This is a genomic window from Streptomyces capoamus, assembly GCF_014654935.1.
GTDB classification, from domain to species: domain Bacteria; phylum Actinomycetota; class Actinomycetes; order Streptomycetales; family Streptomycetaceae; genus Streptomyces; species Streptomyces capoamus.
This window is the reverse complement of the sequence record NZ_BNBF01000003.1, coordinates 35,130-57,395: the sequence shown is the minus strand read 5'-3', so window position 1 is coordinate 57,395 and position 22,266 is coordinate 35,130. Positions and strand designations below refer to the sequence as shown.

General features: G+C 75.2%; 18 protein-coding genes. 9 read left to right on the top strand and 9 right to left on the bottom strand.

All coding sequences use genetic code 11. The annotated features are described in order from the left end of the window. Positions 1 to 79: 79 nt before the first annotated feature. On the top strand, positions 80 to 1,105 hold the full coding sequence (locus tag IE312_RS06160) for a C40 family peptidase (protein ID WP_229899294.1): 1,026 nt from the start codon (positions 80 to 82) through the stop codon (positions 1,103 to 1,105). 199 nt (positions 1,106 to 1,304) lie between these two features. After that, positions 1,305 to 2,669 carry an FAD-dependent oxidoreductase gene (locus IE312_RS06155; protein ID WP_189979086.1) on the top strand — a complete coding sequence of 455 codons (1,365 nt, stop codon included), beginning with the start codon at positions 1,305 to 1,307 and terminating at the stop codon, positions 2,667 to 2,669. Between the two features lie 135 nt (positions 2,670 to 2,804). Here the strand turns inward: IE312_RS06155 and IE312_RS06150 are convergent, their stop codons facing one another. Then, positions 2,805 to 3,818: a hypothetical protein gene (locus IE312_RS06150; protein WP_189979084.1), complete on the bottom strand. Its 1,014-nt coding sequence runs from the start codon at positions 3,816 to 3,818 to the stop codon at positions 2,805 to 2,807. Further along, on the bottom strand, positions 3,815 to 4,210 hold the full coding sequence (locus IE312_RS06145; protein WP_189979733.1) for a PadR family transcriptional regulator: 396 nt from the start codon (positions 4,208 to 4,210) through the stop codon (positions 3,815 to 3,817). Before IE312_RS06145 ends, IE312_RS06150 begins: the two co-directional genes overlap by 4 nt. 307 nt (positions 4,211 to 4,517) lie before the next feature. Between IE312_RS06145 and IE312_RS06140 the strand changes: the two genes are divergently transcribed. The 4 genes from IE312_RS06140 (at position 4,518) to IE312_RS06125 (ending at position 11,435) form a co-directional block, all read left to right on the top strand. Beyond that, on the top strand, positions 4,518 to 5,672 hold the full coding sequence (locus tag IE312_RS06140) for a hypothetical protein (protein ID WP_189979082.1): 1,155 nt from the start codon (positions 4,518 to 4,520) through the stop codon (positions 5,670 to 5,672). A gap of 26 nt (positions 5,673 to 5,698) precedes the next feature. After that, the gene (locus IE312_RS06135) at positions 5,699 to 5,986 is read left to right on the top strand and encodes a DUF1232 domain-containing protein (RefSeq protein ID WP_189979080.1); all 288 of its coding nucleotides are present in this window, start codon (positions 5,699 to 5,701) and stop codon (positions 5,984 to 5,986) included. Between the two features lie 119 nt (positions 5,987 to 6,105). After that, the gene (locus IE312_RS06130) at positions 6,106 to 8,604 is read left to right on the top strand and encodes a SpoIIE family protein phosphatase (RefSeq protein ID WP_189979078.1); all 2,499 of its coding nucleotides are present in this window, start codon (positions 6,106 to 6,108) and stop codon (positions 8,602 to 8,604) included. Positions 8,605 to 8,696: 92 nt separating this feature from the next. Further along, on the top strand, positions 8,697 to 11,435 hold the full coding sequence (locus IE312_RS06125) for a SpoIIE family protein phosphatase (RefSeq protein WP_189979076.1): 2,739 nt from the start codon (positions 8,697 to 8,699) through the stop codon (positions 11,433 to 11,435). A gap of 68 nt (positions 11,436 to 11,503) precedes the next feature. On the opposite strand, the gene IE312_RS06120 is transcribed toward IE312_RS06125, so the two are convergent. Next, the gene (locus IE312_RS06120; RefSeq protein WP_189979074.1) at positions 11,504 to 11,740 is read right to left on the bottom strand and encodes a hypothetical protein; all 237 of its coding nucleotides are present in this window, start codon (positions 11,738 to 11,740) and stop codon (positions 11,504 to 11,506) included. Positions 11,741 to 11,848: 108 nt separating this feature from the next. Then, positions 11,849 to 13,687, bottom strand: a complete 1,839-nt coding sequence (locus IE312_RS06115; protein WP_189979072.1) for a glycoside hydrolase family 15 protein — start codon at positions 13,685 to 13,687, stop codon at positions 11,849 to 11,851. Positions 13,688 to 13,914: 227 nt separating this feature from the next. Between IE312_RS06115 and IE312_RS06110 the strand changes: the two genes are divergently transcribed. Beyond that, on the top strand, positions 13,915 to 14,121 hold the full coding sequence (locus IE312_RS06110; protein ID WP_030348373.1) for a hypothetical protein: 207 nt from the start codon (positions 13,915 to 13,917) through the stop codon (positions 14,119 to 14,121). Between the two features lie 169 nt (positions 14,122 to 14,290). Here the strand turns inward: IE312_RS06110 and IE312_RS06105 are convergent, their stop codons facing one another. The 3 genes from IE312_RS06105 to IE312_RS06095 all read right to left on the bottom strand — a co-directional run bounded on the left by IE312_RS06105 (position 14,291) and on the right by IE312_RS06095 (position 17,717). Beyond that, positions 14,291 to 14,779 carry a DUF5709 domain-containing protein gene (locus IE312_RS06105; RefSeq protein WP_189979070.1) on the bottom strand — a complete coding sequence of 163 codons (489 nt, stop codon included), beginning with the start codon at positions 14,777 to 14,779 and terminating at the stop codon, positions 14,291 to 14,293. Positions 14,780 to 15,198: 419 nt separating this feature from the next. Continuing rightward, positions 15,199 to 16,146 carry a lysylphosphatidylglycerol synthase domain-containing protein gene (locus tag IE312_RS06100; protein WP_189979067.1) on the bottom strand — a complete coding sequence of 316 codons (948 nt, stop codon included), beginning with the start codon at positions 16,144 to 16,146 and terminating at the stop codon, positions 15,199 to 15,201. Then, the gene (locus IE312_RS06095) at positions 16,143 to 17,717 is read right to left on the bottom strand and encodes a glycosyltransferase family protein (protein ID WP_189979059.1); all 1,575 of its coding nucleotides are present in this window, start codon (positions 17,715 to 17,717) and stop codon (positions 16,143 to 16,145) included. The genes IE312_RS06100 and IE312_RS06095 overlap by 4 nt, the downstream gene beginning before the upstream one ends. Positions 17,718 to 17,884: 167 nt before the next feature. Between IE312_RS06095 and IE312_RS06090 the strand changes: the two genes are divergently transcribed. Beyond that, the gene (locus tag IE312_RS06090) at positions 17,885 to 18,268 is read left to right on the top strand and encodes a BlaI/MecI/CopY family transcriptional regulator (protein WP_189979057.1); all 384 of its coding nucleotides are present in this window, start codon (positions 17,885 to 17,887) and stop codon (positions 18,266 to 18,268) included. 41 nt (positions 18,269 to 18,309) lie between these two features. Further along, on the top strand, positions 18,310 to 19,203 hold the full coding sequence (locus tag IE312_RS06085) for a M48 family metalloprotease (RefSeq protein ID WP_189979055.1): 894 nt from the start codon (positions 18,310 to 18,312) through the stop codon (positions 19,201 to 19,203). Between the two features lie 31 nt (positions 19,204 to 19,234). Here IE312_RS06085 and IE312_RS06080 read toward each other — a convergent pair whose 3' ends face one another. Further along, a complete protein-coding gene (locus IE312_RS06080; RefSeq protein ID WP_189979053.1) occupies positions 19,235 to 21,589 on the bottom strand; it encodes a glycoside hydrolase family 65 protein in 2,355 nt (784 codons plus the stop codon). Further along, positions 21,586 to 22,266, bottom strand: a 681-nt coding sequence (locus IE312_RS06075; protein ID WP_229899160.1) for an HAD family hydrolase, incomplete at its 5' end; no start/stop codon positions are given. The genes IE312_RS06075 and IE312_RS06080, both read right to left, overlap by 4 nt.

Below are 22,266 nucleotides of genomic sequence, written 5' to 3'. Positions count from 1 at the left end.
CCCGGCCGCCCTGTCGACCGCCCCGGGAGTCGTCGCCCCGCCCACCACGGCGCGGGCATGGGCGGAACCTCCGGTCCAGGTGGCCACGGGCATCCCGCCGCAGGCGACGACAGGGTTCCCGGCCGCGACGGTGCCGGGGATCGCGGGCCCCCAGGCGACCACGGGAATCCTCGCGCAGGCGGCCACGGTGGCCCCGGCCCCGATGGCCGTGTACGCCCCGGCCGGGGTGCCGATGGGCACCCCGGTCGAGACGGCCACGGCAGCTCCGGTCCAGGTGGCCATGGGTATCCCCGCGCAGGCGGGGACGACGGTTCCCGGTCGGGCGGTCATGGAAGCACCGGCTCCGGCAGTGACGGGAGCCCTGCCCCAGGTGGTGCCGGAGGCCCCGGTCCAGTCGCCCAGGGAGTTGCCCGGCACCGCCGTACCCGGTCGCCTCTCCCCCACCGTCTCCAAGTCCGGCGCCCGCTGGAAACTTCAGCGGGCGCGCGACCTGCTGTCCACGCGCACCGGTGCGGCCGGCCTCCCCGGCACCGTCGTTCAGCCGACGGCGCCGAGTCCGCCGGCCACGGCTGTGCCCGTCACGGGCGTCGGGTACGCCGCCACCGCCCTGCCGGCCGACACCGGCTCCTTCACCACCCTCACCGACACCGGGTCCTACGCCTTCCCCGCCCCCACCCCTGTGACCACCACCGCCGCCGGTCCCCTCCCACTCCCCCTGCCCATGCCCGCCCCCGAGTCGCCGCGTGCCCTCAGGGCCGCGAAGGCCGTCGCGTTCGCCCGGGAGCAGATCGGCAAGCCATGCGTCTGGGGAGCGATGGGACCGGGGTCGTACGACTGCTCCAGCCTCACCCAGGCCGCGTGGCGGGCGGCCGGTGTCACGCTGCCGCGCGCGGCGCACGAGCAGGCGCTGGCCGGCACCCCCGTCACGCTCGACGGTGCCGAACCCGGTGACTTGGTCCTCTTCTTCGACGACGACCGCCACGTGGGTCTGTACGTCGGCGAGGGAATGATGGTGCACGCCCCGGGACCGGGGTCGTCCATCGGCGAGGAGTCGGTCTACGGCGCCGGCGCGGCGGCGATCCACCGGATCGTACGGCCGGCCTGACCGGGGCCGGGCCCGGCGCCGCCGGGCGCGCCGTCGACGCGGGGCCGGCGATGATCACAGCACCGCCCATAAGCCTCGCCGGGACAAGGCATAAGGTCGGCTTATGGGCTCATAAACGGGACGCTTGTAGCTACTTAGGGCTGCCTTAGTTTAGGCTTCTTGATCACGCCACCCATTTCGCCTCGAAGGGAAACCGATCATGCCGCGCGCCCTGCGGGTAGCCATCGTCGGAGCCGGCCCCGCCGGGATCTACGCAGCCGACGCCCTGCTCAAGTCCGGGGTCGCCGCCGACCCCGGTGTGTCCATCGACCTCTTCGAGCGCATGCCCGCCCCGTTCGGCCTGATCCGGTACGGCGTCGCACCCGACCACCCGCGCATCAAGGGCATCATCACCGCCCTGCACCAGGTGCTCGACAAGCCGCAGATCCGTCTCTTCGGCAACGTCGACTACCCGGCCGACATCGCCCTGGACGACCTGCGCGCCTTCTACGACGCGGTGATCTTCTCCACCGGCGCGACGGCCGACCGCGAGCTGTCCATACCCGGCATCGACCTGGACGGCTCCTACGGCGCCGCCGACTTCGTCTCCTGGTACGACGGCCACCCGGACGTGCCGCGCACCTGGCCCCTGGACGCCGAGAAGGTCGCCGTCCTCGGCGTCGGCAACGTCGCCCTGGACGTCGCCCGCATCCTCGCCAAGACGGCCGACGAACTGCTGCCGACCGAGATCCCGCCGAACGTCTACGACGGCCTGAAGGCCAACAAGGCCGTGGAGATCCACGTCTTCGGCCGGCGCGGTCCGGCCCAGGCGAAGTTCAGCCCGATGGAGCTGCGTGAGCTGGACCACTCGCCGAACATCGAGGTCATCGTCGACCCGGAGGACATCGACTACGACGAGGGCTCGATCGAGACCCGGCGCGGCAACAAGCAGACCGACATGGTCGCCAAGACGCTGGAGAACTGGGCGATCCGGGACGCCGGCGACCGCCCGCACAAGCTCTTCCTGCACTTCTTCGAGTCGCCGTCCGAGATCCTCGGCGAGGACGGCAAGGTCGTCGGCCTGCGCACCGAGCGCACCGCCCTGGACGGCACCGGCAACGTCAAGGGCACCGGCGAGTTCAAGGACTGGGACGTCACCGCCGTCTACCGCGCGGTCGGCTACCTCTCCGAGAAGCTGCCCAAGCTGCCCTGGGACCTCGACTCCGGCACCGTCCCGGACGAGGGCGGCCGGGTGATCGAGGAGGGCGGCACCCCCGTGCAGTCCACCTACGTCACCGGCTGGATCCGGCGCGGCCCCATCGGTCTGATCGGGCACACCAAGGGCGACGCCAACGAGACCGTGGCCAACCTGCTGGACGACTACGCCGGTGGCCGGCTGCACACCCCGTCGGCCCCCGAGCCGGAGGCCGTGGACGCCTTCCTCGCCGAGCGGAACGTCCGCTTCACCACCTGGGAGGGCTGGTACAGGCTGGACGCCGCCGAGCGCGCGCTGGGCGAGCCCGAGGGCCGCGAGCGCGTGAAGATCGTCGAACGGGAGGACATGCTGCGGGAGAGCGGGGCGTAAGCTCCCGCCTCCGCCCGCCCCCGGGGGCCGGCGACGGGTCTCCGGGTGGCGCGCGGTACCTGACCCGACCGGCACCCGCACCGACCGCCGCCAACCACGGAACGACGGCCGGCCGGGACACCGGCGCCGGACCGGTCAGCGGCGGGCGAGGTCGCGTCCCCCGGCCACGGCCAGCGCCAGGGTCAGCAGGGCCACGGCCGCCGTCTGGCCGAGGCCGCCGCCGAGGAGCGCGGCGGCACCGGGTACGTGCAGCCAGGGATAGAGGGAGGCGACCCGTACCGCGAGGAGGAGGAGTCCCAGCGCGGCCAGGGCGAGGCCGGCCCCGGGAGCCGTACGGTCCTTGCCGCGGGCGCGCCACACCAGCCAGCCGGCGGTCCCCACGACGAACGCGGTGGCGGGCGCCCACACCAGGTCCGCGACGCCCGGCAGCAGGACCAGCGACCCGCCCGTCACCACGCACCCGGCCAGGAACACCAGTCCCGGTGAGCCCCCCGGCAGGCGCGCCCCGGGCGCGTCGCGGTGGTACGCGGCGCACAGGGCGAGCGCCGGCAGCCAGGCCAGCAGCGCCGCCGACGTCTCGTACCACGGCAGCCCGGGCGGTGCCGCGTCCCCGGCCTGCGAGCCGATCGCGCGGATGAGGGGCCACAGGGCCGGCAGGGCCGCGCCGAGCGCCGCGTACCGGGCCAGGCGGCGGCGGTCGTGCACGAGGGCGAAGTAGGCCACGGGCCACAGCAGGGGCAGCGTCCAGGCCAGCACGGCGACGACCGTCTCGGTCGTGCTCCGGCCGGTGAACTCGGTGAGGAACATCCGCCGTCCACTGGCCCCACGGGTGAACGCCCAGGTCAGCTGCAGGACCGGGGAGACGACCGCGGAGGCCGCCTGGAGCAGCAGGGCGGAGAGGGCGAAGAGGCGGACGCCGGAGCCGAGGAGGGCGTACCGCCGGGGCGCGCCGGGCGCACCGAGCCGGCAGCGCACGGCGAGGGCGGCGATGCTGGCCACCTCGCCGAACGTGGGCCGGCTCTGGTCCTGCACCTCGCGGTCGACGTCCCACAGGTACGTCTCGACCATCTCCTCCTCCCGTTCGCGCCGGTAGTAGGCGGGGAGCAGGCGCAGGACGGTGCGGTAGCGGGTCTCCAGCAGCGTGGTCATGCGAAGCCTCCCGCCAGTCCGGGTGCGGCCGGGGGTTCGAGGCCGGCCGGGCCCGCGCCCGCCGGCCGGGCCGGGGGGCCGGCGCGGCGGCCCGCGGCGATGCGCCGCTTGGCGGCGCCGGCGCCGGCGGCCATGCGCTCGGCCTCCGCGTCGAGGGCCGCCACGCCGTCGTCGGTGAGCCGGTAGTAGCGCCGCAGCCGGCCCTGCTGCACCTCCTCGCGGTCCAGCACGATGAGGCCGTCGGCGGTCAGCCGGTCCAGCACGCCGTAGAGCGTGCCGACGCGCAACTGCACCTCCCCGTCGGAGAGCTCCTCCACCTCGCGCAGGATGCCGTAGCCGTGCCGGGGCTCGTCGGCGAGCGCCGTGAGGACGAAGAACGCCGCCCGGGTCATGCCCTTCGCTGTCATGCGGCCAGGATATATCGGCAGCCGATATATATCGAGGGGCGAGCGGGGCCCGTCCCTGAGCGGATGGACGGACGGACCCCGTTCGCCGGACATGGTGGGCGCCGTCCGGGGCAGCCGGACACGGGTGAACCGCTCTCACCTGACGCGCACCGCGCACACCCCGGGCGTACGGAGCGCACCCCGTGCGCCGGCCGCACCCCCGGGCGACGCGCGGGGCCGGGCCCCGGCCGCCGTGTCGCGCCGCCGAACGGTGATACTGGGAGCACACCCGCCCCCATCAGCAGATTGGCCCATGTCGAACTCCGCCACCGACCGCGCCACCATTCCGCAGACCCTCTGGGCGGCCCGGGGCCGCCACACCGGTCCCGCACCCGAGGAGGTCCTCCGCCGTACCCTGCGCCGGCACAAGGACAGCGGGAACATCGACGACTTCGCCGACCTCGCCGAACCGCCCGCGGGCGACGACCCGGACCGGCGGGTCTTCGAGGCGCGCTGGCGGGCCGGCGGCACGGTGACCGTGCGGGCCCGGCTGACCCTCGTACCGGCTCCGGGCCGGACACCGGGCCACGAGTGGCGGCTCGTCGCGGAGGCGGAACGGCCGTGGGACGACGCGTGGCCCTCGCCCGCCGCCCTGTTCTGGCCCGAGGACGGCTCGGACGAGGGCGAGGAGGGCGCCTGGGACCACCACCCCACGGTCGCCGGCCTGCGCCTGCGGCAGGCCAACGCGCTGCCCGAGGACGACAAGGAGATGCGGCGCCGGCTGCGGGACGCGGCCCGGGACGCCTGGTGCGCGCACGTCGTCGTCCACGAGGCCATGACGCCGGACGAACGGGGCCGGCTGCCGCTGGCGCGGCTGCTGCCGCCCGGCCTGCGGCACCGCGTGGTGGAGCACCGGGCCGCGCCGCAGCAGCTGCGCGCCGTCAACTGGGCGCTGAAGGACCTCGGCGTGGAGGTGCCGCGTGGCGGCGCCGTGCTGTTGCCGCCGGACCCGGCGCCGGACGACTACGACGGCCGCGAGCACCGGGTGCGCAACGTCTTCCTGGACGGCTCGGAACCAGCCGAACTCGTCGCGGCGCTGCGGCACTTCACCGCCCTGCCCCGGCCGCTGCCCGAGGGCCTCGGGGAGGCGCTGGCCGACCTGAGGGACCACTGGACCCTGCTGACCGTCGAGGAGGAGCTGGCGCGCGAGCGGCGGCTGGTGGCGATGTACGCGGAGGCCCTGGAGGCCATGACCAAGTCCCGGGACCTGTACAAGCAGGCCGCGGAGCAGGCACTGGAGGCGCTGGCCGCCTACCGTGACGTGCCCGCGCCCGCCCTGCCCGAGCAGCGGCCCGCCGTGCGGACCCCGGGCGCGTTGCAGCAGCTGACACGGACGTTCGAGAAGCTGAGGCTGACGGCCAAGGGCCGGGAGCAGCCGCAGCCCGCCGCCGACGGCGACCTGTCGTAGGCGCACGACCAGGACGAGGAGCCGGGATGGACACGACCACGATCCTGCTGGTGACCGCCGCCGTCGTCGCGGCGGTGCTGCTCGCCGTCGCGGTGGGTCTGCTCGTACGACTGGTGCGGACGCGGCGGACCCTGCGGCGGGCGGGCCTGCCGACGGGACCGCGGTGGGTGTTCTGGGGCGCGGTCGCGTACCTGCTGCTGCCCACCGACCTGCTGCCCGACCCGGTCTACCTGGACGACATCGGCGTCCTGCTCCTGGCCCTGCGCAGCCTGCGCGCCGCCCGGCCGCTGCCCGGGGAGACGACCGGGCCCTGACCGGCCGCGCGGGGGCCCGTCCACCGGGCCGTCCCCGCCGCCCAGGTGCGTTCCGCGCGTCTCGTGGCGCATTCTTGCTGTGTCATCCACCCGGAGGCGCACGGGACGAGGTAGGGCCGATGGCTGGGAGCGACGAGCGGGCCGTCCGTACACGGGCCCGGCTGACCGCGCTGCTGGCGGACGCCTCGACCGGTGCCCTCACCGCGGCCGGCGGGCGGGTGGCGGGCGTGTACCTGCGGTCGGGCGTTCCGGGCCTGCTGCGCCTGTCGGTGCTGGTGGGACTGCCCGGCCCGCTGTTCAAGCCCTGGTGGCGGCTGCACGTCGACCGTCCGTTCCCCGTCGCCGACGCCTACCGGCTCGGCGTCCCGGTGGTCCTCCCGAACGCCACCGAGACGATGCGCCGCTATCCGCAGTTCGCGGCCGGTCTGCCCTTCCCGTTCGGGTCCGTGCACATGCCGGTGCCGGGCGGCACCGAGCCGCTCGGCGTGCTCACCGTGCTGCACCCGGCGGTGGCCGACACCGTGGACGAATTCCTCGACCGGGGCGTGCTCGCCCGGCTGGCCGACGGCCTGGGCGCCGAGCTGCTCGGTCTGGCCGACGGCAACGCGAACGCGGTGTCCTGGGACGCGGAGCCGCTGTGCCTGCGCCCGCCCGCGAGCCGGCCCGCGCAGGCCGCCGTGGGACGGTTCAGCTGGGACCCGGCGACGTCCGCGGTCCACCCGGACGACCGGCTGCTGGCGCTGCTCGGGCTGCTCCCCGGCGAGTTCGCGGGGACGGCGGCGGCGCTCGCGGAGGCCCTGGCCCCGGCCGACGCGCACCGGCTCCTGGCCGCGCTGCGCGATGCCGCCGCCGGGAGAGTGCCGAAGGCACCGCTCGGCCTGCGTGCCCGGAACGGCACCGCGCGCCTGCTGGACCTGTGGCCGGCCGGCACCGGCGGGGCCGGGCCCGCGGTCGACGGGGTGGTGTTCGATCCCGGTGCCGCCTCCGCGGACAGTGCGGCCGACCTGCTGCCCCAGGGCGTGTTCTGCCTGGACCGCCTGGGACTGATGGTGTACGTCAACCCGGCCGCGGCCCGGCTGGCGGGCCGGCCGCGGGAGGCGCTGCTCGGACGGCCGCTGTGGGAGGCCCTGCCCTGGCTGACCGGTCCGCCGTACGACGACCATCTGCGCGGTGCCCTGCTCTCGCCCGAGCCGGTGCACTTCCACGCCCGGCGGCCGGCCGGGGAACGGGACGAGCCCGCCGAGGGGGACTGGCTGGCCGTGTCGGTGCACCCCGGCACGGACCTGCTGACCTGCGTGCTCACCCCGGCCACCCGCATGGACACCACGCGTGGGACGGCCCCCGAGCAGCACGGCGCGCCGGACCCGGTGGACCGCGGTCACGCGATGGCGCCGCTGTACCGGCCGATCGCACTGGCCATCGCGCTGACGGACGCCGTGACCGCACGGCAGGTGTCGGAAGTGGTGATGCAGGAGCTGCTGCCCGCGTTCGGCGGCCGGCAGCTGGCCATCTACCTGCTGCAGGACCGGCACCTGTACCTGGCCTGGGAGACCGGCTTCCCGCAGGGCTTCCTCGCCCCCTTCGAAGGCGTCGGCCTCGACGCCCACCTGCCCGGGGTGGAGACGCTGACCACCGGCCGGCCGCTGTTCTTCGAGTCCATGGGACAGATCGCGGCGGCCTACCCGGGCATCGCGCTCGACGCGGAGCAGGGGGCGCGTGCCTTCCTGCCGCTGATCGCCTCCGGCCGGCCGGTCGGCTCCTGCATCCTCGGCTTCGACCGCCCGCGCAGCTACAGCACGGAGGAGCGCACGGTCCTCACCGCGCTCGCCGGACTGATCGCGCACGCGATGGAGCGGGCCCGCCGGTACGACGACGAAGCGGCCCTGGCCCGCGGTCTGCAGCAGGCGCTGCTGCCGCGGCGGCTGTCGGCGCACCCGCGGGTGGAGACCGCGGGCCGCTACCTGCCGGGCACCCAGGGCATGGACGTGGGCGGCGACTGGTACGACGTGGTGGAGGCCGGGGACGGGCTCGCGCTGGTCATCGGCGACGTGCAGGGACACGGGGTGCAGGCGGCGGCCACCATGGGCCAGCTGCGCAGCGCGGTCCGCGCGTTCGCGCTGAGCGACCGGCCGCCGGACGAGGTGCTGAGCGGCTCCAACCACCTGCTGATCGACCTGGACCCGGGCCAGTTCGCCAGCTGCTGCTACCTGCGGCTGGACCCCGTCACCGGCCGGGCCAGGGTCGCCCGGGCCGGCCACCTCCCGCCGCTGCTGCGCGCCCCCGACGGCCGCACCCGCAGGCTGGACATCGCCGGGGGTGTGGTCCTCGGCGTGGACCCGCACGCCCGGTACCCGGTGACCGAGCTGCTGCTGGAGCCGGACGCGATCCTCGCCCTGTACACCGACGGCCTGGTGGAGCGGCCCGGCACCGACATCGACGAGGGCATCACGGCGCTGCGGCGGGCGCTCGCCCGGGCCGGCGGCGCGGCCGGCCGGCGCGGCGGACGGTCGCTGGCGGGGGTCGCCGACCGGCTCACCGCCACCGCCCGGCACGCCACCGACCGCCCCGACGACGTCGCCCTCCTGCTCGCCGCCCGCCGCGCGGTCCCCGGCCGCTGACCGCCCGCGTCCGCCCTCCGCGCGCCGGCCGGCCGCGGGGGGCCCGGCCGACGGTCTCGCCTGAGGGCGCCGGGCAGTGTAGACATGGGCTCATGGTGCGACTGCCCGGCCGGCCCGAGTCTCGGCCGCCCCGATCCGTCGGGCACCCGCGCGCACCGCACCGCCCGCCGCGGCAGCCGCGCGGCCCGGGCGGCAGCCGGCCGGGGGTGCTGCGGTCGGCGGTGACCGGGCGCAGCGTGGCCGGTCAGGTGTTCCTGCTGCAAGTGGTGATCGTGCTGCTGCTGGTGGTGTCGGCGGTGGTGGCCCAGGTGCTGCAGGTGCGGCACGACAGCGACCGGGAGGCGACGAACCGTTCCATCGCCGTGGCCGAGACCTTCGCCCACGCGCCCGGTACGGTCGCCGCCCTGCGCTCCGCGGACCCCACGGCCGTCCTGCAGCCGCGTGCGGAGGCCGCCCGCAAGGCGACCGGCGTGGACTTCATCGTCGTGATGAGCACCGACGGCATCCGCTACACACATCCCAAACCCGACCGCATCGGCAAGAAGTTCGTCGGCACGATCGCCCCGGCGGTGGCCGGCGGCACGGTCACCGAACACATCACCGGCACCATCGGTCCGCTGGTCCAGGTCGTGGTCCCGGTGAAGGACCCGGCCGGCACGGTGGTGGGGCTGGTCTCGGCGGGCATCACCACGGCGCACGTCGGCGGGGCCGCCGAGCAGCAGCTGCCGTTGCTGCTCGCGGCGGCCGCCGCGGCCCTCGTGCTGGCCACCGGGGGCACGGCACTGGTCAGCAGACGCCTGCTGCGCCAGACGCACGGCCTCGGGCCGTACGAGATGACCAGGATGTACGAGCACCACGACGCGGTGCTGCACGCGGTACGGGAGGGTGTGCTGATCGTCGGCGGGGACGGCCGGCTGCTGCTCGCCAACGACGAGGCGCACCGCCTGCTGGACCTGCCGGCGGACGCCGAGCGACGGCACGTGCTGGAGCTGGGCCTGGACGACGAGACGGCCGGGCTGCTGACCTCGGGCCGGGTCGCCACGGACGAGGTGCACCTGGTCAAGGACCGCCTGCTGGCGGTCAACCAGCGGCCCACCGACCTGCGCGGCGGTCCGCCCGGCAGCGTCACCACGCTGCGCGACTCCACCGAGCTGCGCGCCCTGACGGGGCGCGCGGACGTGGCCCGGGAACGGCTGAACATGCTGTACGACGCCGGGGTCGGCATCGGCACCAGCCTGGACGTGACCCGCACCGCGGAGGAACTGTCGGAGCTGGCGGTGCCCCGGTTCGCGGACTTCGCCACGGTGGACCTGTTCGACGCGGTGCTGAACGGGGAGGAGCCGCGGCCGGGGACGGCGCTGCGGCGCACGGCCTGCGCGAGCATCCGCAAGGAGTTCCCGCTGTACCCGGTCGGCGAGCGGATCCGGTTCGTGGCCACCTCGCCGCAGGCCCGTGCGCTGACGACCGGTCAGTCGGTCGTGGTTGAGCGGCTGCGCGACGAGGCCGGCTGGCGGGCACAGGACCTGGAGCGCACCGACCAGGTGCTGGCGTACGGCATCCACTCGCTGATCACCGTGCCGCTGCGCGCGGGCAGTCTGGTGCTGGGCGTGGCCAACTTCTGGCGCGCGGAGAAACCGCAGCCGTTCGACTCCGAGGAACTGGCGCTCGCCGAGGAGCTGGTGGCGCGGGCCGCGGTATCGATCGACAACGCCCGCCGGTACACCCGCGAGCACAGCATGGCGGTCACCCTGCAGCGCAGCCTGCTGCCGCGCAAGCTGCCCGAGCAGGGCGCCCTGGACCTCGCCTACCGCTACCTGCCGGCGCAGTCCGGCGTGGGCGGTGACTGGTTCGACGTCCTGCCGCTGTCCGGTTCCCGGGTGGCCCTCGTCGTCGGGGACGTCGTGGGGCACGGGCTGCACGCGGCGGCGACCATGGGCCGGCTGCGCACGGCCGTACACAACTTCTCCTCGCTCGACCTGCCCCCGGACGAACTCCTCGGCCTGCTGGACGAGCTGGTCGGCCGCCTCGACCAGGACGAGACCCCGGCGGCCGGCGGGGCGGTGGTGACGGGCGCGACCTGCCTGTACGCGATCTACGACCCGGTGTCCCGGCGGTGCGCCCTGGCCCGGGCCGGGCACCCACCGCCCGCGCTGGTGCACCCGGACGGCTCCGTGGAGTTCCCGGAGGTGCCCGCGGGTCCGCCGCTGGGCCTGGGCGGGCTGCCGTTCGAGACGGCCGAGCTGCAGCTGGCGGAGGACAGCCGGCTGGTGCTCTACACCGACGGTCTGGTGGAGGACCGGGAACGGGACATCGACGAGGGGCTGGACCTGCTGCGCGACGCCCTGCTGCGGACGCCGGGCGCCTCGCCCGAGGACACCTGCCGCACCGTGCTGGACCGGCTGCCGTCCCGGCCGAGCGACGACGTGGCGCTGATCGTGGCCCGCACCCGGGTGCTGGGCGGGGACCGGGTCGCGCAGTGGGAGGTGCCGTCCGACCCGGCGGCCGTGTCGGAGCTACGGGCCTCGGTGACCCGGCGGCTGGCCGATTGGGGCCTGGAGGAGCTGGCGTTCACGACGGAGCTGATCCTCAGCGAGCTGGTCACGAACGCCATCCGGTACGGGCGGGACCCGATCGGCGTCCGGCTGCTGCGGGACCGCATGCTGATCTGCGAGGTCTCCGACAGCAGCACGACCTCGCCGCACCTGCGGTACGCGGCGAGCACCGACGAGGGCGGCCGGGGCCTGTTCCTCGTCGCGCAGCTCGCCGAACGCTGGGGCACCCGGTACACCCCGGACGGCAAGGTGATCTGGGCGGAGCAGCCGCTGCCCTGAGGTCCGCGCCGCCGCCCGGGCCCGCCGGGCCCCTCGCGGGTTCCCGGTGCGCCCGGGCGGGGCGGCGGTCAGTCGCCGCTCAGCCGCGAGCGCAGCAACTGCTTGCCCAGTTCGGCGCCCTTGCGGCTGTCGGCCTGGGCCTTGCGGAACAGGTCCGCGACCTCGTCGTCCCCGTCGCGTTCGGCGTCCTGGACGTACTGCTCCAGGCGCAGGGCGTTGTTCAGGCACGCCTCGACGTACCAGATGAGGTTGTAGTCCTTGTCGCGGGTGCCGGTGACGTCGCCGGTCTCGCTGCTGCTGGTCATCCGGGCTCTCCTCCTTCTGTGGCTTCTGTGGACCCCGTGTCGCTTCCGCTTACGGACGCCCCGGGTACCCGTGCGACCTGCGCACACACCGCCGGCCCCGGGCCGCCCCTACCCGAGGGCGCGGTCCAGGTTGACGGCGGCGCTGATCAGGGACAGATGGGTGAACGCCTGCGGGAAGTTGCCCTGCTGTTCGCCGGTGCGGCCGATCTCCTCGGCGTACAGGCCGAGGTGGTTGGCGTAGGTGAGCATCTTCTCGAAGGCCAGCCGGGCCTCGTCGAGCCGGCCGGCCCGCACGAGCGCCTCGACGTACCAGAACGAGCAGATGGAGAAGGTGCCCTCGTCGCCGCGCAGGCCGTCGGGGCTGGCCTGCGGGTCGTAGCGGTAGACGAGGGAGTCGGAGACGAGGTCCTCGGTGAGGGCGTCCAGGGTGGACAGCCACTTGGGGTCGGTGGGGGCGATGAACTTGGCGAGGGGCATCATCAGCAAGGAGGCGTCCAGGACGTCGCCGCCCTCGTACTGCACGAAGGCGTTCCGGCGCCGCGACCAGCCGCGGTCCATGATGCGCCGGTAGATGGTGTCGCGGGCCTGGCGCCAGCGCCGGTGGTCGGCCGGCAGGCCCCGGTGGGTGGCGAGGCGGATGGCGCGCTCGATCGCGACCCAGCACATCAGCCGCGAGTACAGGAAGTCCTTCCGCCCGCCGCGCGTCTCCCACACCCCCTCGTCGGGCTGGTCCCAGTGGTCGCAGACCCAGTCGACCAGGTGGCAGACGTCGTCCCACTGACCGCTGGAGATGGGCTGGGCCCACTTGTCGTACAGGTAGATGGAGTCGATCAGCGCCCCGTAGATGTCGAGCTGGAGCTGGCCGGCGGCGGCGTTGCCGACCCGGACGGGTGCCGAGCCCTGGTGGCCCTCCAGGTGCGGCAGCTCGCGTTCGGGCAGGTCGGCGCGGCCGTCGATGCCGTACATGATCTGCAGCGGACCGGAGCCGTCGCCGCAGCCGGGGCTGATGTGCGTGGTCAGGAACCGCATGAACGCCTCCGCCTCGCCGCTGAAGCCGAGCCGCAGCAGCGCGTAGACGGCGAAGGCGGCGTCCCGCACCCACACGTACCGGTAGTCCCAGTTGCGCTCGCCGCCGAGCTGTTCGGGCAGGCTGGTGGTGGGGGCGGCGATGATGGCGCCGGTGGGCGCGTAGGTGAGGAGCTTGAGGGTGAGCGCGGAGCGGTGCACCATCTCGCGCCAGCGGCCCCGGTAGCGGGACTGGTGCAGCCAGCGCCGCCAGTAGGCGACCGTGGCGTTGAACTCGTGCTCCGCCTCGATGTGGGCGCAGCCGCGCGGGGCCACCGCGCCGTCGACCTGGTCGAGGGCGAACACCGCGGACTCGCCCTCGCTCAGCTTGAAGTCGGCACGGGCGTCGCGGGCGTCGCACTCCAGGACGACGGTCGAGGTGAGCGCCAGCGACCGGGCGGGCGACTCGAACAGGACCAGGCCGTCCACGTTGCGCACGGTGTGCGGCACGGCGCCGTAGCCGAAGCGGGGGGCGACCAGCACCCGGAACGGCACGGTGCCGCGGACGCACACCACGCGCCGGATCAGCCGGTGCCGGCCGGCCTCCTCGGGGGCCTCCGCGACGACCGGCATGAAGTCCTGCACCTCGCCGACGCCGTCCTCGGTGAAGAACCGGGTGATCAGCACATTGGTGTCGGGGAAGTAGAACTGCTTGGTACGGGCGGGTACGGCGGCGGCCAGTTCGAAGCTGCCGCCGCGCTCGGCGTCCAGGATGGCCGCGAAGACGCTGGGGGCGTCGAAGGCCGGGCAGCAGTACCAGTCGATCGTGCCGTTGCTGCCGACCAGGGCCACCGTGCGCAGGTCGCCGATGAGCCCGTGCTCGGCGATGGGCAGGTAGCGGGAGCGACGGGGGGCGTCCTCGGGATACGGCGTCTCGGCCATCTGCGGCCTCCCGGGTGAAGGAATGGTCCGGTATGCGGAAACTTTCCCGCTTTCGGGTGCTTCCCAGCTTAAGGAGGAGTGGTCCGGTGCGACCCGGGGAAGGCGCCCCTCACCCTTTTCCGGGGCGTCTGGGGATGCAGGCTGTGCCGGGGAGGGGAATGGTGAGAGTGTGCTCCGTTCGGAGGCACCGGCACGGATGCGGTCATCCGGACCGAGGAGGAGGCATCATGTCGACATCCACACCCGAAGAGTCCCGTTCGTCGGACGACGTCTGCACCCCGGACGCCCTGCTCCACTCCGCGCCCCCCGGGGACGTCACCCCGGAGGACCTGGTGATGGCGGCGGGCAGGGACGTCACACCGAAGACCCTCGACTGGGCGCGTCGCAAGCTGGAGTCGGAGGGCACGGCAGCCATCGAGAAGCTGCTGCCCTAGGGCGTTCCGGGGACGTCACGTACACGAACGGGGAACCGGCCGGGCGCATCCGCGCCCGGCCGGCGCCGTGTGTCCCGCCCGGCGGGACTGTTCCGGCCGTCGACGGGAGGCGGTGAGGGCCGGGGCCCGCGGGAGCCTGTGCGTCCCCGCGCGTCGTGGGCCCACGGGGTCATTCCGGCAGTTCCGTCTCGTCCGGGACCACGTGCATCGCCGCCTCCTCCGCACCGGCCGCTCCCCCGTCGATGCCCACGTCCCGGGCGACCTCTTCCTTGGTGGTGTCGGTGTGGGCGCCCTCGTCCGGGGCGACCAGGCGGCCGGCGCGGGAGTCGCCGGCCTCGGGGTCGACGGGCTCGCCCTCGCCGCCGGGGAGGTCGCCGATGTCGTCGCCGGGCGGTGCGGTCACGTCCGGGACCTCCTGGCCGAGCCGTTCGTCGAGGGTCTCCCCGTCATGCTGCTCTGCGGCGGTGATGCCGTGCCGGGTGACGCCCAGGGGGCGTTCGGGCGGGGAGTAGCCCTCGTCGAGCATGTCGTCGTAGGTGCGTTCGCCGACCGCGTCCTGCAGGTCCAGGGGCCCGGCGTCCTCCTGTTCCTCATTTGTGCCGGTGGGCTGGTAGACGTCGTCCGCCATGGGGCTCTGCTCGGACTGCTGGTCGCTCATGGTCGCCTCCTCCAGGGGGTTCTCGCACGGTCCTGGTCCGCGTTTCCCGTGGCCGGATCATTAACCCCGCCGACGACCGTACGGATCGGTCCGCGGACCGCCCGGCCAGGTCGCAGCCGTGGTGGAGGGTGTTGTCGACCGCCGCACTGTGGTCGGCGTCGTAGGAGTAGTGCCGCTCCCGCCGACCCTGATCCGCTCCTGCCGCGTCACGGAGCCGCGGACGCGGTGCCGGGCCGGGCGCGGAGCCCCGGTCCGGGCGGGGAGGGACGGGGCGGATCAGAGGCGGCCGTCACGGGGTGTCTCCCTCGGTGGCGCGGGTGCGCCGCACCACCTCGCGCCATGATTCCGTACCTGCAACTTATGTGCAGTAAAAGGCGCGGCAGGCCTTTCCCATGAGCGGGGAAAGCGTCCCGCGCCGTTCACAGGGCTTTGCGGCGCAGCAGCACCCCGAGCACCAGCAGACCGGGGAGCAGGGGCAGCCACACGGTCAGCAGCCGGTATCCGAGCACCGCGGACGCGGCGGCGGGGCCGGGGGTGCCGGCGGCGGTGAGCGCGAAGGCCAGCGCGGCGTCCAGCGAGCCGAGGCCGCCCGGTGTGGGCAGCAGGGCGGCGGCGCTGCTCGCCGCGAGGTACAGCAGGGCGACCTGGAGCGGGGCGAGGGGCAGGCCGACGGCCCGGGTGACGGCGATGAGGACGAGGGCGTGCAGCAGGGCGAAGGCCACGGAGCCGCCCCACAGGGCCGCCGCGCGGGCCGGACAGGCGTGCACCGCGCGGATGTCGGCCAGGACGGCGGCGAACGCCCGCCGGCAGCGCGGCCACAGGGGGCTGGCGAGCAGGGCCGCCGCGAGGACGGCGACGGCCAGGGCGACGGCGACCGCCGTCGGGGGGATGTGCGGCAGCCGCAGCAGGCCCGGGCAGGCCGGGGCGAGCAGGGCGATCAGCGTGAGGCGGGCGGTGGCGCCGGCGGTGGCCTTGACGGCGAGCGCGCCGGCCGAGCGTCCGGCCGGCAGCCCGCAGCGCATCAGGAACCGCAGGTTGACCGCGCCCGCGCCGAGCCCCGCCGGCAGCAGGTGGTTGGCGGCGGAGGCGGCGAACTGGGCCGCGAGCAGCCCCGGTCCGGGCAGCCGCGGGACGACGGCGCCCTGCTGGGCGAGCGCCGAGGCCGCCCAGGTGCCCAGCGCCGCCGCCGCGCCGACCAGCAGCCAGCCCTGGTCGGCGACCGCCAGCCGCCCGGCCCCGCTCTCGACGGCCGGCCAGTGGCGGCGGGCCAGGTAGACCGCGCCGAGGAGCACCGCGAGGCAGACGCCGGCCTGCCAGCGGGCGTGCCGGCGGCCGAGGGGGGTGGACAGTTCGGCGGGGGCCGTCATGAGCCGGCGCCCGGGACGGCGTAGTAGATCCGGACCGTGCCGGCGGGGACGGACGGCCAGCCGCGGGCGTAGCGGGGCGGCGCGGACCCGGACGGTACCAGCACGGCGACCGGTGTCCGGCGCGCGGTCGCGGCGATGCCGTCCTCGGTGGTGTTGGCGTTGGGCCCGGCCGTCGCGGCCGAGCCGCAGCCGGCGGCGAACGCGATCGGCAGGGCTTCGTGGCCGGCGACCAGACAGGGCGGCCGCACACCGCTGCGGCGCAGCTCGTCCGCGGTGCGCGCCCACTCCCGGTGGGCGGCGGTGGTGCTGCCCACCGTGTGCAGGAGGACGGCGAGCTGTACCGCGAGGTGGGCGGCGAGCCCGGCGCAGACCAGCACCACGACGACCGGCCGGGAGGACCGGGGCGAGACCGGGGTCAGGGCCGAGCGCCGGGGCAGGTGCGGGGCCAGGAGCGGGGCGGTGCGGCGGGCGGGGCGCCGGGCCCGGCGGGGGGACCGGGGGTCGGCCGTCATCAGGTGCAGCAGGGCGTCCGCGACCGGCAGGGCGAGCAGGGCGTAGGCGGGCAGCAGGAAGCGGGGGGCCGCGTAGCCGATCAGGAAGAGGTAGGGGAAGGCGGCGCTCGCCGCGCAGCCGAGCGGCAGCGCGGTGGCCGTCGTGCGCCGGGTGCGGACGGCCACGGCCAGGGCGAGCCCGGCGAGCAGCGGCAGGGTGAACCACCAGAGGGTGAGCAGCGGGTGCGGCAGGGCGCCGGTGCAGGGCCGGCACAGGGTGCGCCCGCCGAGACTGCGCAGCTGGTCCACGACCGCGAAGTGCCAGCCGAGGCCGCCCTGGATCGCCGAGCCGTCGGACAGTCGGCGTGCCAGGCCGCCGTAGTCGGCATACGCCTCGACCACCCATTCGGCGGCGCCGGCGGCCAGCCCGGTGAGCAGGACGAGCAGGGCGCGCCGGCGGTGGCGCGCCAGGCCGAGGGCGAGCAGGGGCAGGGTGGCCCAGACCGCGTCCACCGGCCGCATCCACGCCATGAGCGCCGCGCTGCCCGCGAGCCCCCACAGGGCGCGGGGCCGGGTGCGGGCACGCAGGAAGCAGCCGGTCGCGGCCAGGGCGCCGACGGCGACCCAGTAGTTGGGCATGGCCTGGGGGCCGTAGAAGAGGGTCACCCACAGGGAGGCGAACAGGGCGCCGCCGAGGGCGAGGACGCGGACGGGGAACAGTCCGCGCCAGGCCCGCAGGGCCAGGAACAGGGCGAGCCCGGAGAGGAGGGCGAGGTAGACCCGCAGCAGGGGGGTGGACGACGACCAGCTGGCGACGGGGGCGACCAGCAGGGAGATGCCTCGCGCGCGGGGCGCGCTGAAGTAGGAGGCGGGGGCGTGTCCGCTGACCTGGCTGACGTAGACCGTCTCGTCCCAGCCGAGGCCCATGCCCGGCCGGACCAGCAGGAGTTGGGCCAGGGTGAAGGCGGCGGCCACGGCTGCCGGCGGCCAGCCGGTGCGTGCGGCTCCGGCGGGTGGGCGCCGCCCACGCGCACGCGCGCGGCTCGCCGTGTCGACTGTCGCGTGCGCGCTGCCGGCCATGACCACCCCTCTGTTCCCTACGGGTCGTAGGGCCCACCGTCACCCTACGGCCTGTAGGGCCGAGGGCGGGGGCCGGGGAACACGGCCCAACCTAACCCGCACCGCACGGCGCTGCCCGGCCGACGGGGCCATCCGGCCGACGGCCCTACGCGCTGTAAGGTTGGGGCATGGCTGGCAGAGGGTCCCGCGGCAGGGCGGAGCGGCGCAGCGCCGGGGCGCTGGAGAGCGAGGTGCTGGCCGCGCTCTGGGCCACCGAGCGACCGCTGACCCCGGCGGAGATCCAGCACGGAATCGGCGGCGGGCTCGCCTACAACACGGTCCACACGATCCTCAAACGGCTGTACGACAAAGGGTTGGTGCTGCGGGACGCCGACGGGCGGCGCGGCGCGTACCGGCCGGCCAAGAACGCGGCCGAGCTGACCGCCGAGGCGATGCACGAAGCCCTGGACCGGGGGCCGGATCCGATCGCCGCGCTCCAGCAGTTCGTGACCGGGCTGAGCGCCGAGGAGGAGCGGGCGCTGCGCGAGCTGCTCGCCGGGGACGGCGCGTGAGGGGCGTCCCATGAGCCGACGCGACGTGTGAGGAACGGGCCATGAGGTTCGCCGTGTACGCCCCGCTGGTGCTGTCAGTGCTGCTGTCGGCACTCGCCGGCGTGCTCGCGCGGCGGGCCGAGCCGGCGCTCGCCGCGCGCGTGCTGGCCCCGGCCGCCGTGCTGACGGCGGCGGCCACCGTGTGGTCGCTCGTCCTGCTGGCCGCCGCGCTGCTGGGGGACGTGCCGCCGCTGGTGCGCGAGGCCCGGGCGGACGGCCGTCCGGTCACCGATCCGGTGCCCGGGGCGATCGGGTTCGCCGCCTGCCTGGCGCTGGTGGTCGTCGCCGTCCGGCTGCGCCGGGCCGTGCGGGCCGAGCGGAACGCGCGCAGCGCGCTGCGGCGGCTCACCGCGGGACAGCCGGCCGGCACCGAGCTGATCGTCGCCGCCTGCGAGGTGCCGCGGGCGTTCGCGATCCCGGGCCGGCCGGGCCGGATCCTGGTCACCTCGGCGATGCTGCGCGCGCTGGCGCCCGCCGAACGGCGGGTGCTGCTCGCCCACGAGCGGGCCCATCTGCACCACCGGCACGGGCTGTTGGTGACGGCGGTGACGCTCGCCGCGGCGGCCGACCCGCTGCTGGGACCGGTGCGCACGGCGGTCGTCTTCCTGGTGGAGCGGTGGGCCGACGAGCGGGCGGCGGCCGCGGTCGGGGACCGGCGGGCGACCGCGCGGGCGCTGGCCCGGGCCGCGCTGAGCGCGGGCCGGACGGGCACGGCCTGCGCGCTGCAGTTCACCGACCGGGCCGTCACCCGCCGGATCGCGGCCCTGCAGACCGGCCCGCTGCCCTGTCTGTGGTCCGCCGCGCTGGCCGTCCTCGCCCTCGGTGCCCTCCCGGCCCTGCTCGCCGCCGACGCGACCGGTGACCTGCTGGCACTGCTCTCCGGCATGCTCGGCTGACCGCCTCCCGGTGCCGGGCCGGCCGGCGGGTTCAGCCGGTGTTCGGGGCGCGGTGCGGTGGCTGTCCGGGGGCGGGGCGGCGGACCACCGGCGGGACGGCCCGCACGGCCGGCCCGTCGGTGCTGACCGTGAGCGGCTCGCCGTGGTGGCTGAGCCGCAGCGGCGGACCGTCCAGCAGCGCGTACGTCACCTTGTCCGCGCCGATGTCCACGCGCAGCCGGCGTCCGCGGAACTCCAGGTGGAAGGCCAGCCGGCGCAGCCGCTCGGGCAGGCGCGGCGCGAACCGCAGCCGCTCGCCGTCGTGGCGCATCCCGCCGAAGCCCGCGACGAGCGCCATCCAGGTACCTGCGAGCGAGGCGATGTGCAGCCCGTCGCGGGTGTTGTGCTCCAGGTCCTGGAGGTCCATCAGGGCGGCCTCGGACGTGTAGGCGTAGGCGAGGTCCAGATGGCCCGTGCGGGCCGCCATGACGGCCTGGCAGCAGGCGGACAGGGAGGAGTCGCGGACGGTCAGCGGCTCGTAGTAGGCGAAGTTCCGGGCGATCTGCTCCTCGTCGTACCGCTGCTCGAACCAGTCGTCGCAGGTGTACATGGCCAGCACCAGGTCGGCCTGCTTGACGACCTGCTTGCGGTAGAGGTCGAAGTAGGGGAAGTGGAGCAGCAGCGGGTACTGGTCGGCGCGGGTGCCCTCGAAGTCCCAGCGCTGGTAGCGGGTGAACCCGGCGTGCTGTTCGTGGACGCCGAGCTCGTCGTTGTAGGGGACGTGCATGGCCTCGGCGGCGTCCCGCCAGGCCGCGCTCTCCTCCTCGTCCACGCCGAGCCGCCGCGCCTCGCGCGGATGGCGCTCCACGGCGTCGGCCGCGGCCAGCAGGTTCTGCCGGGCCATCAGGTTGGTGTACGTGTTGTCGTCGGCGACCGCGCTGTACTCGTCGGGGCCGGTGACGCCGTCGAGGTGGAAGACGCCGTGCCGGTCGTGGTGGCCCAGCGACCGCCACAGCCGGGCGGTCTCCACCAGCAGCTCCACGCCGGTCTCCCGTTCGAAGGCGGTGTCGCCGGTGGCCTCGACGTACCGGACGACGGCGTCGGCTATGCCGGCGTTCACGTGGAAGGCGGCGGTGCCGGCCGGCCAGTACGCGGAGCCCTCCGGGCCGGCGATGGTCCGCCAGGGGAACGCGGCCCCGGCGAGACCCAGCTGGGCCGCGCGCTCGCGCGCCTCGTCCAGGGTGCCGTACCGCCAGCGCAGCGCCTCGGCGACGGCCCGGGGCGCGGTGTGGGTGAGCACGGGCAGCACGAACATCTCCGTGTCCCAGAAGGCGTGCCCGTCGTAGCCGGAGCCGGTGAGCCCCTTCGCCGGGATGGCCCGCCGCTCCGCGCGGGCGCCGGCCTGCAGCACGTGGAAGAGCGCGAACCGGACGGCCTGCTGGATCTCCTCGTCGCCCTCCACCTCGACATCGGCGCGGGCCCAGAAGTCGTCCAGGCAGCCCCGCTGGTCGTCCAGCAGACCCTGCCAGCCGTCGTGGCCGGCGGCGGCGAGCGCGGCGTCGACCTGGTCGGCCATGGCGGGCAGCGACCGGGTGCCGGACCAGCCGTGCGCGACCAGTTTCTCCACGCGCAGCGTCTGCCCGGGCTCCAGGACGGAGGTGACGGTCAGCCGGGCCACGTCGATACCGCTCTCGCTGCGGGTGGTGGTGCGTTCGGGGCCGGTGACGGTGTGGTCGGCGGCCACGGCGACCCGCAGGCCGCTGCGCTTGGTGCGGTGGACCAGCCGCAGCCGGGTGCCGGAGGCGAAGTGGTCCTCCTGCTCCAGCGGGGACTTCAGCGCCCGGGCGGCGCGCGGGTCGCCGTCCGGCTCGGGCAGGCTCTCGTTGGCGACCAGCTCGGACTGGATCACCACCCGGCTGCGGCTGCCGACGGCCTCCACCTCGTAGGCGACGGCGGCCACCGCCCGCTGGGTCAGCGACACCAGCCGGGTGGAGCGCACCCGGACCGTCGAGCCGGCCGGCGACGTCCACTCGCAGGTCCTCTCCAGCACCCCGCGGCGCAGGTCCAGGACCCGTTCGTGGGAGACGAGGCGGCCGTAGCGCAGGTCGAACGGCTCGTCGTCCACGAGCAGGCGCACGATCTTGCCGTTGGTGACGTCGATGACGGTCTGCCCGGACTCCGGGTAGCCGTAGCCGGCCTCCGCGTACGGCAGCGGGTGCACCTCGTGGACGCCGTTGAGGTAGCTGCCGGGCAGGCCGTGGGGTTCGCCCTCGTCGAGGTTGCCGCGCCAGCCGACGTGCCCGTTGGACAGGGCGAACACCGACTCGCTCTGGGCGAGGACGTCGAGGTCGAGGGCGGTCTCGCGGACGGTCCACGGCTCGACGGCGTACGAGCGGTCGGTGATCACTGCGCGCCTCCCAGGTCGGCGAGGTCCTTCACGACGGTGTCGGCGCCGTGCGCGTACAGCGCGTCGGTCTGGCCGACCCGGTCCACGCCGACGACGTACCCGAAGTCGCCGGCGCGGCCCGCGTCCATGCCGGCCAGCGCGTCCTCGAAGACGGCCGCGCGGGACGGCTCGACGCCCAGGTCGCGGGCGGCGGCGAGGAAGGGGTCGGGGTGCGGCTTGCCCGGCAGGTTCCGCTCGGCGGCCACCACGCCGTCGATGCGTACGTCGAAGAAGTGCTCGGCGTCGATGGAGCGGAGCACGTCCTGGCAGTTGGCGCTGGCGGAGACGATCGCGGTGCGCAGCCCCGCGGCGCGGACCGCCTCCAGGTACCGCAGGGTGCCCTCGTAGGCCTCCACTCCCCCGGTGCGGATCTTCTCCAGCAGCAGCTCGTTCTTGCGGTTGCCCAGGCCGTGGACGGTCCGGGCGTCCGGGGGGTCCCCGGGATCGCCCTCGGGCAGCCGGATGCCGCGGGAGGCCAGGAAGGAACGGACGCCGTCGGCGCGGGGGCGGCCGTCGACGTACTCGTCGTAGTCGGCGGACGCGTCGAACGGGCGTCCCTGCTCGCCGTCGAAGTCGCGCAGGAACGCGTCGAACGTCTCCTTCCAGGCCGCCGCGTGCACGACGGCGGTCTTGGTGAC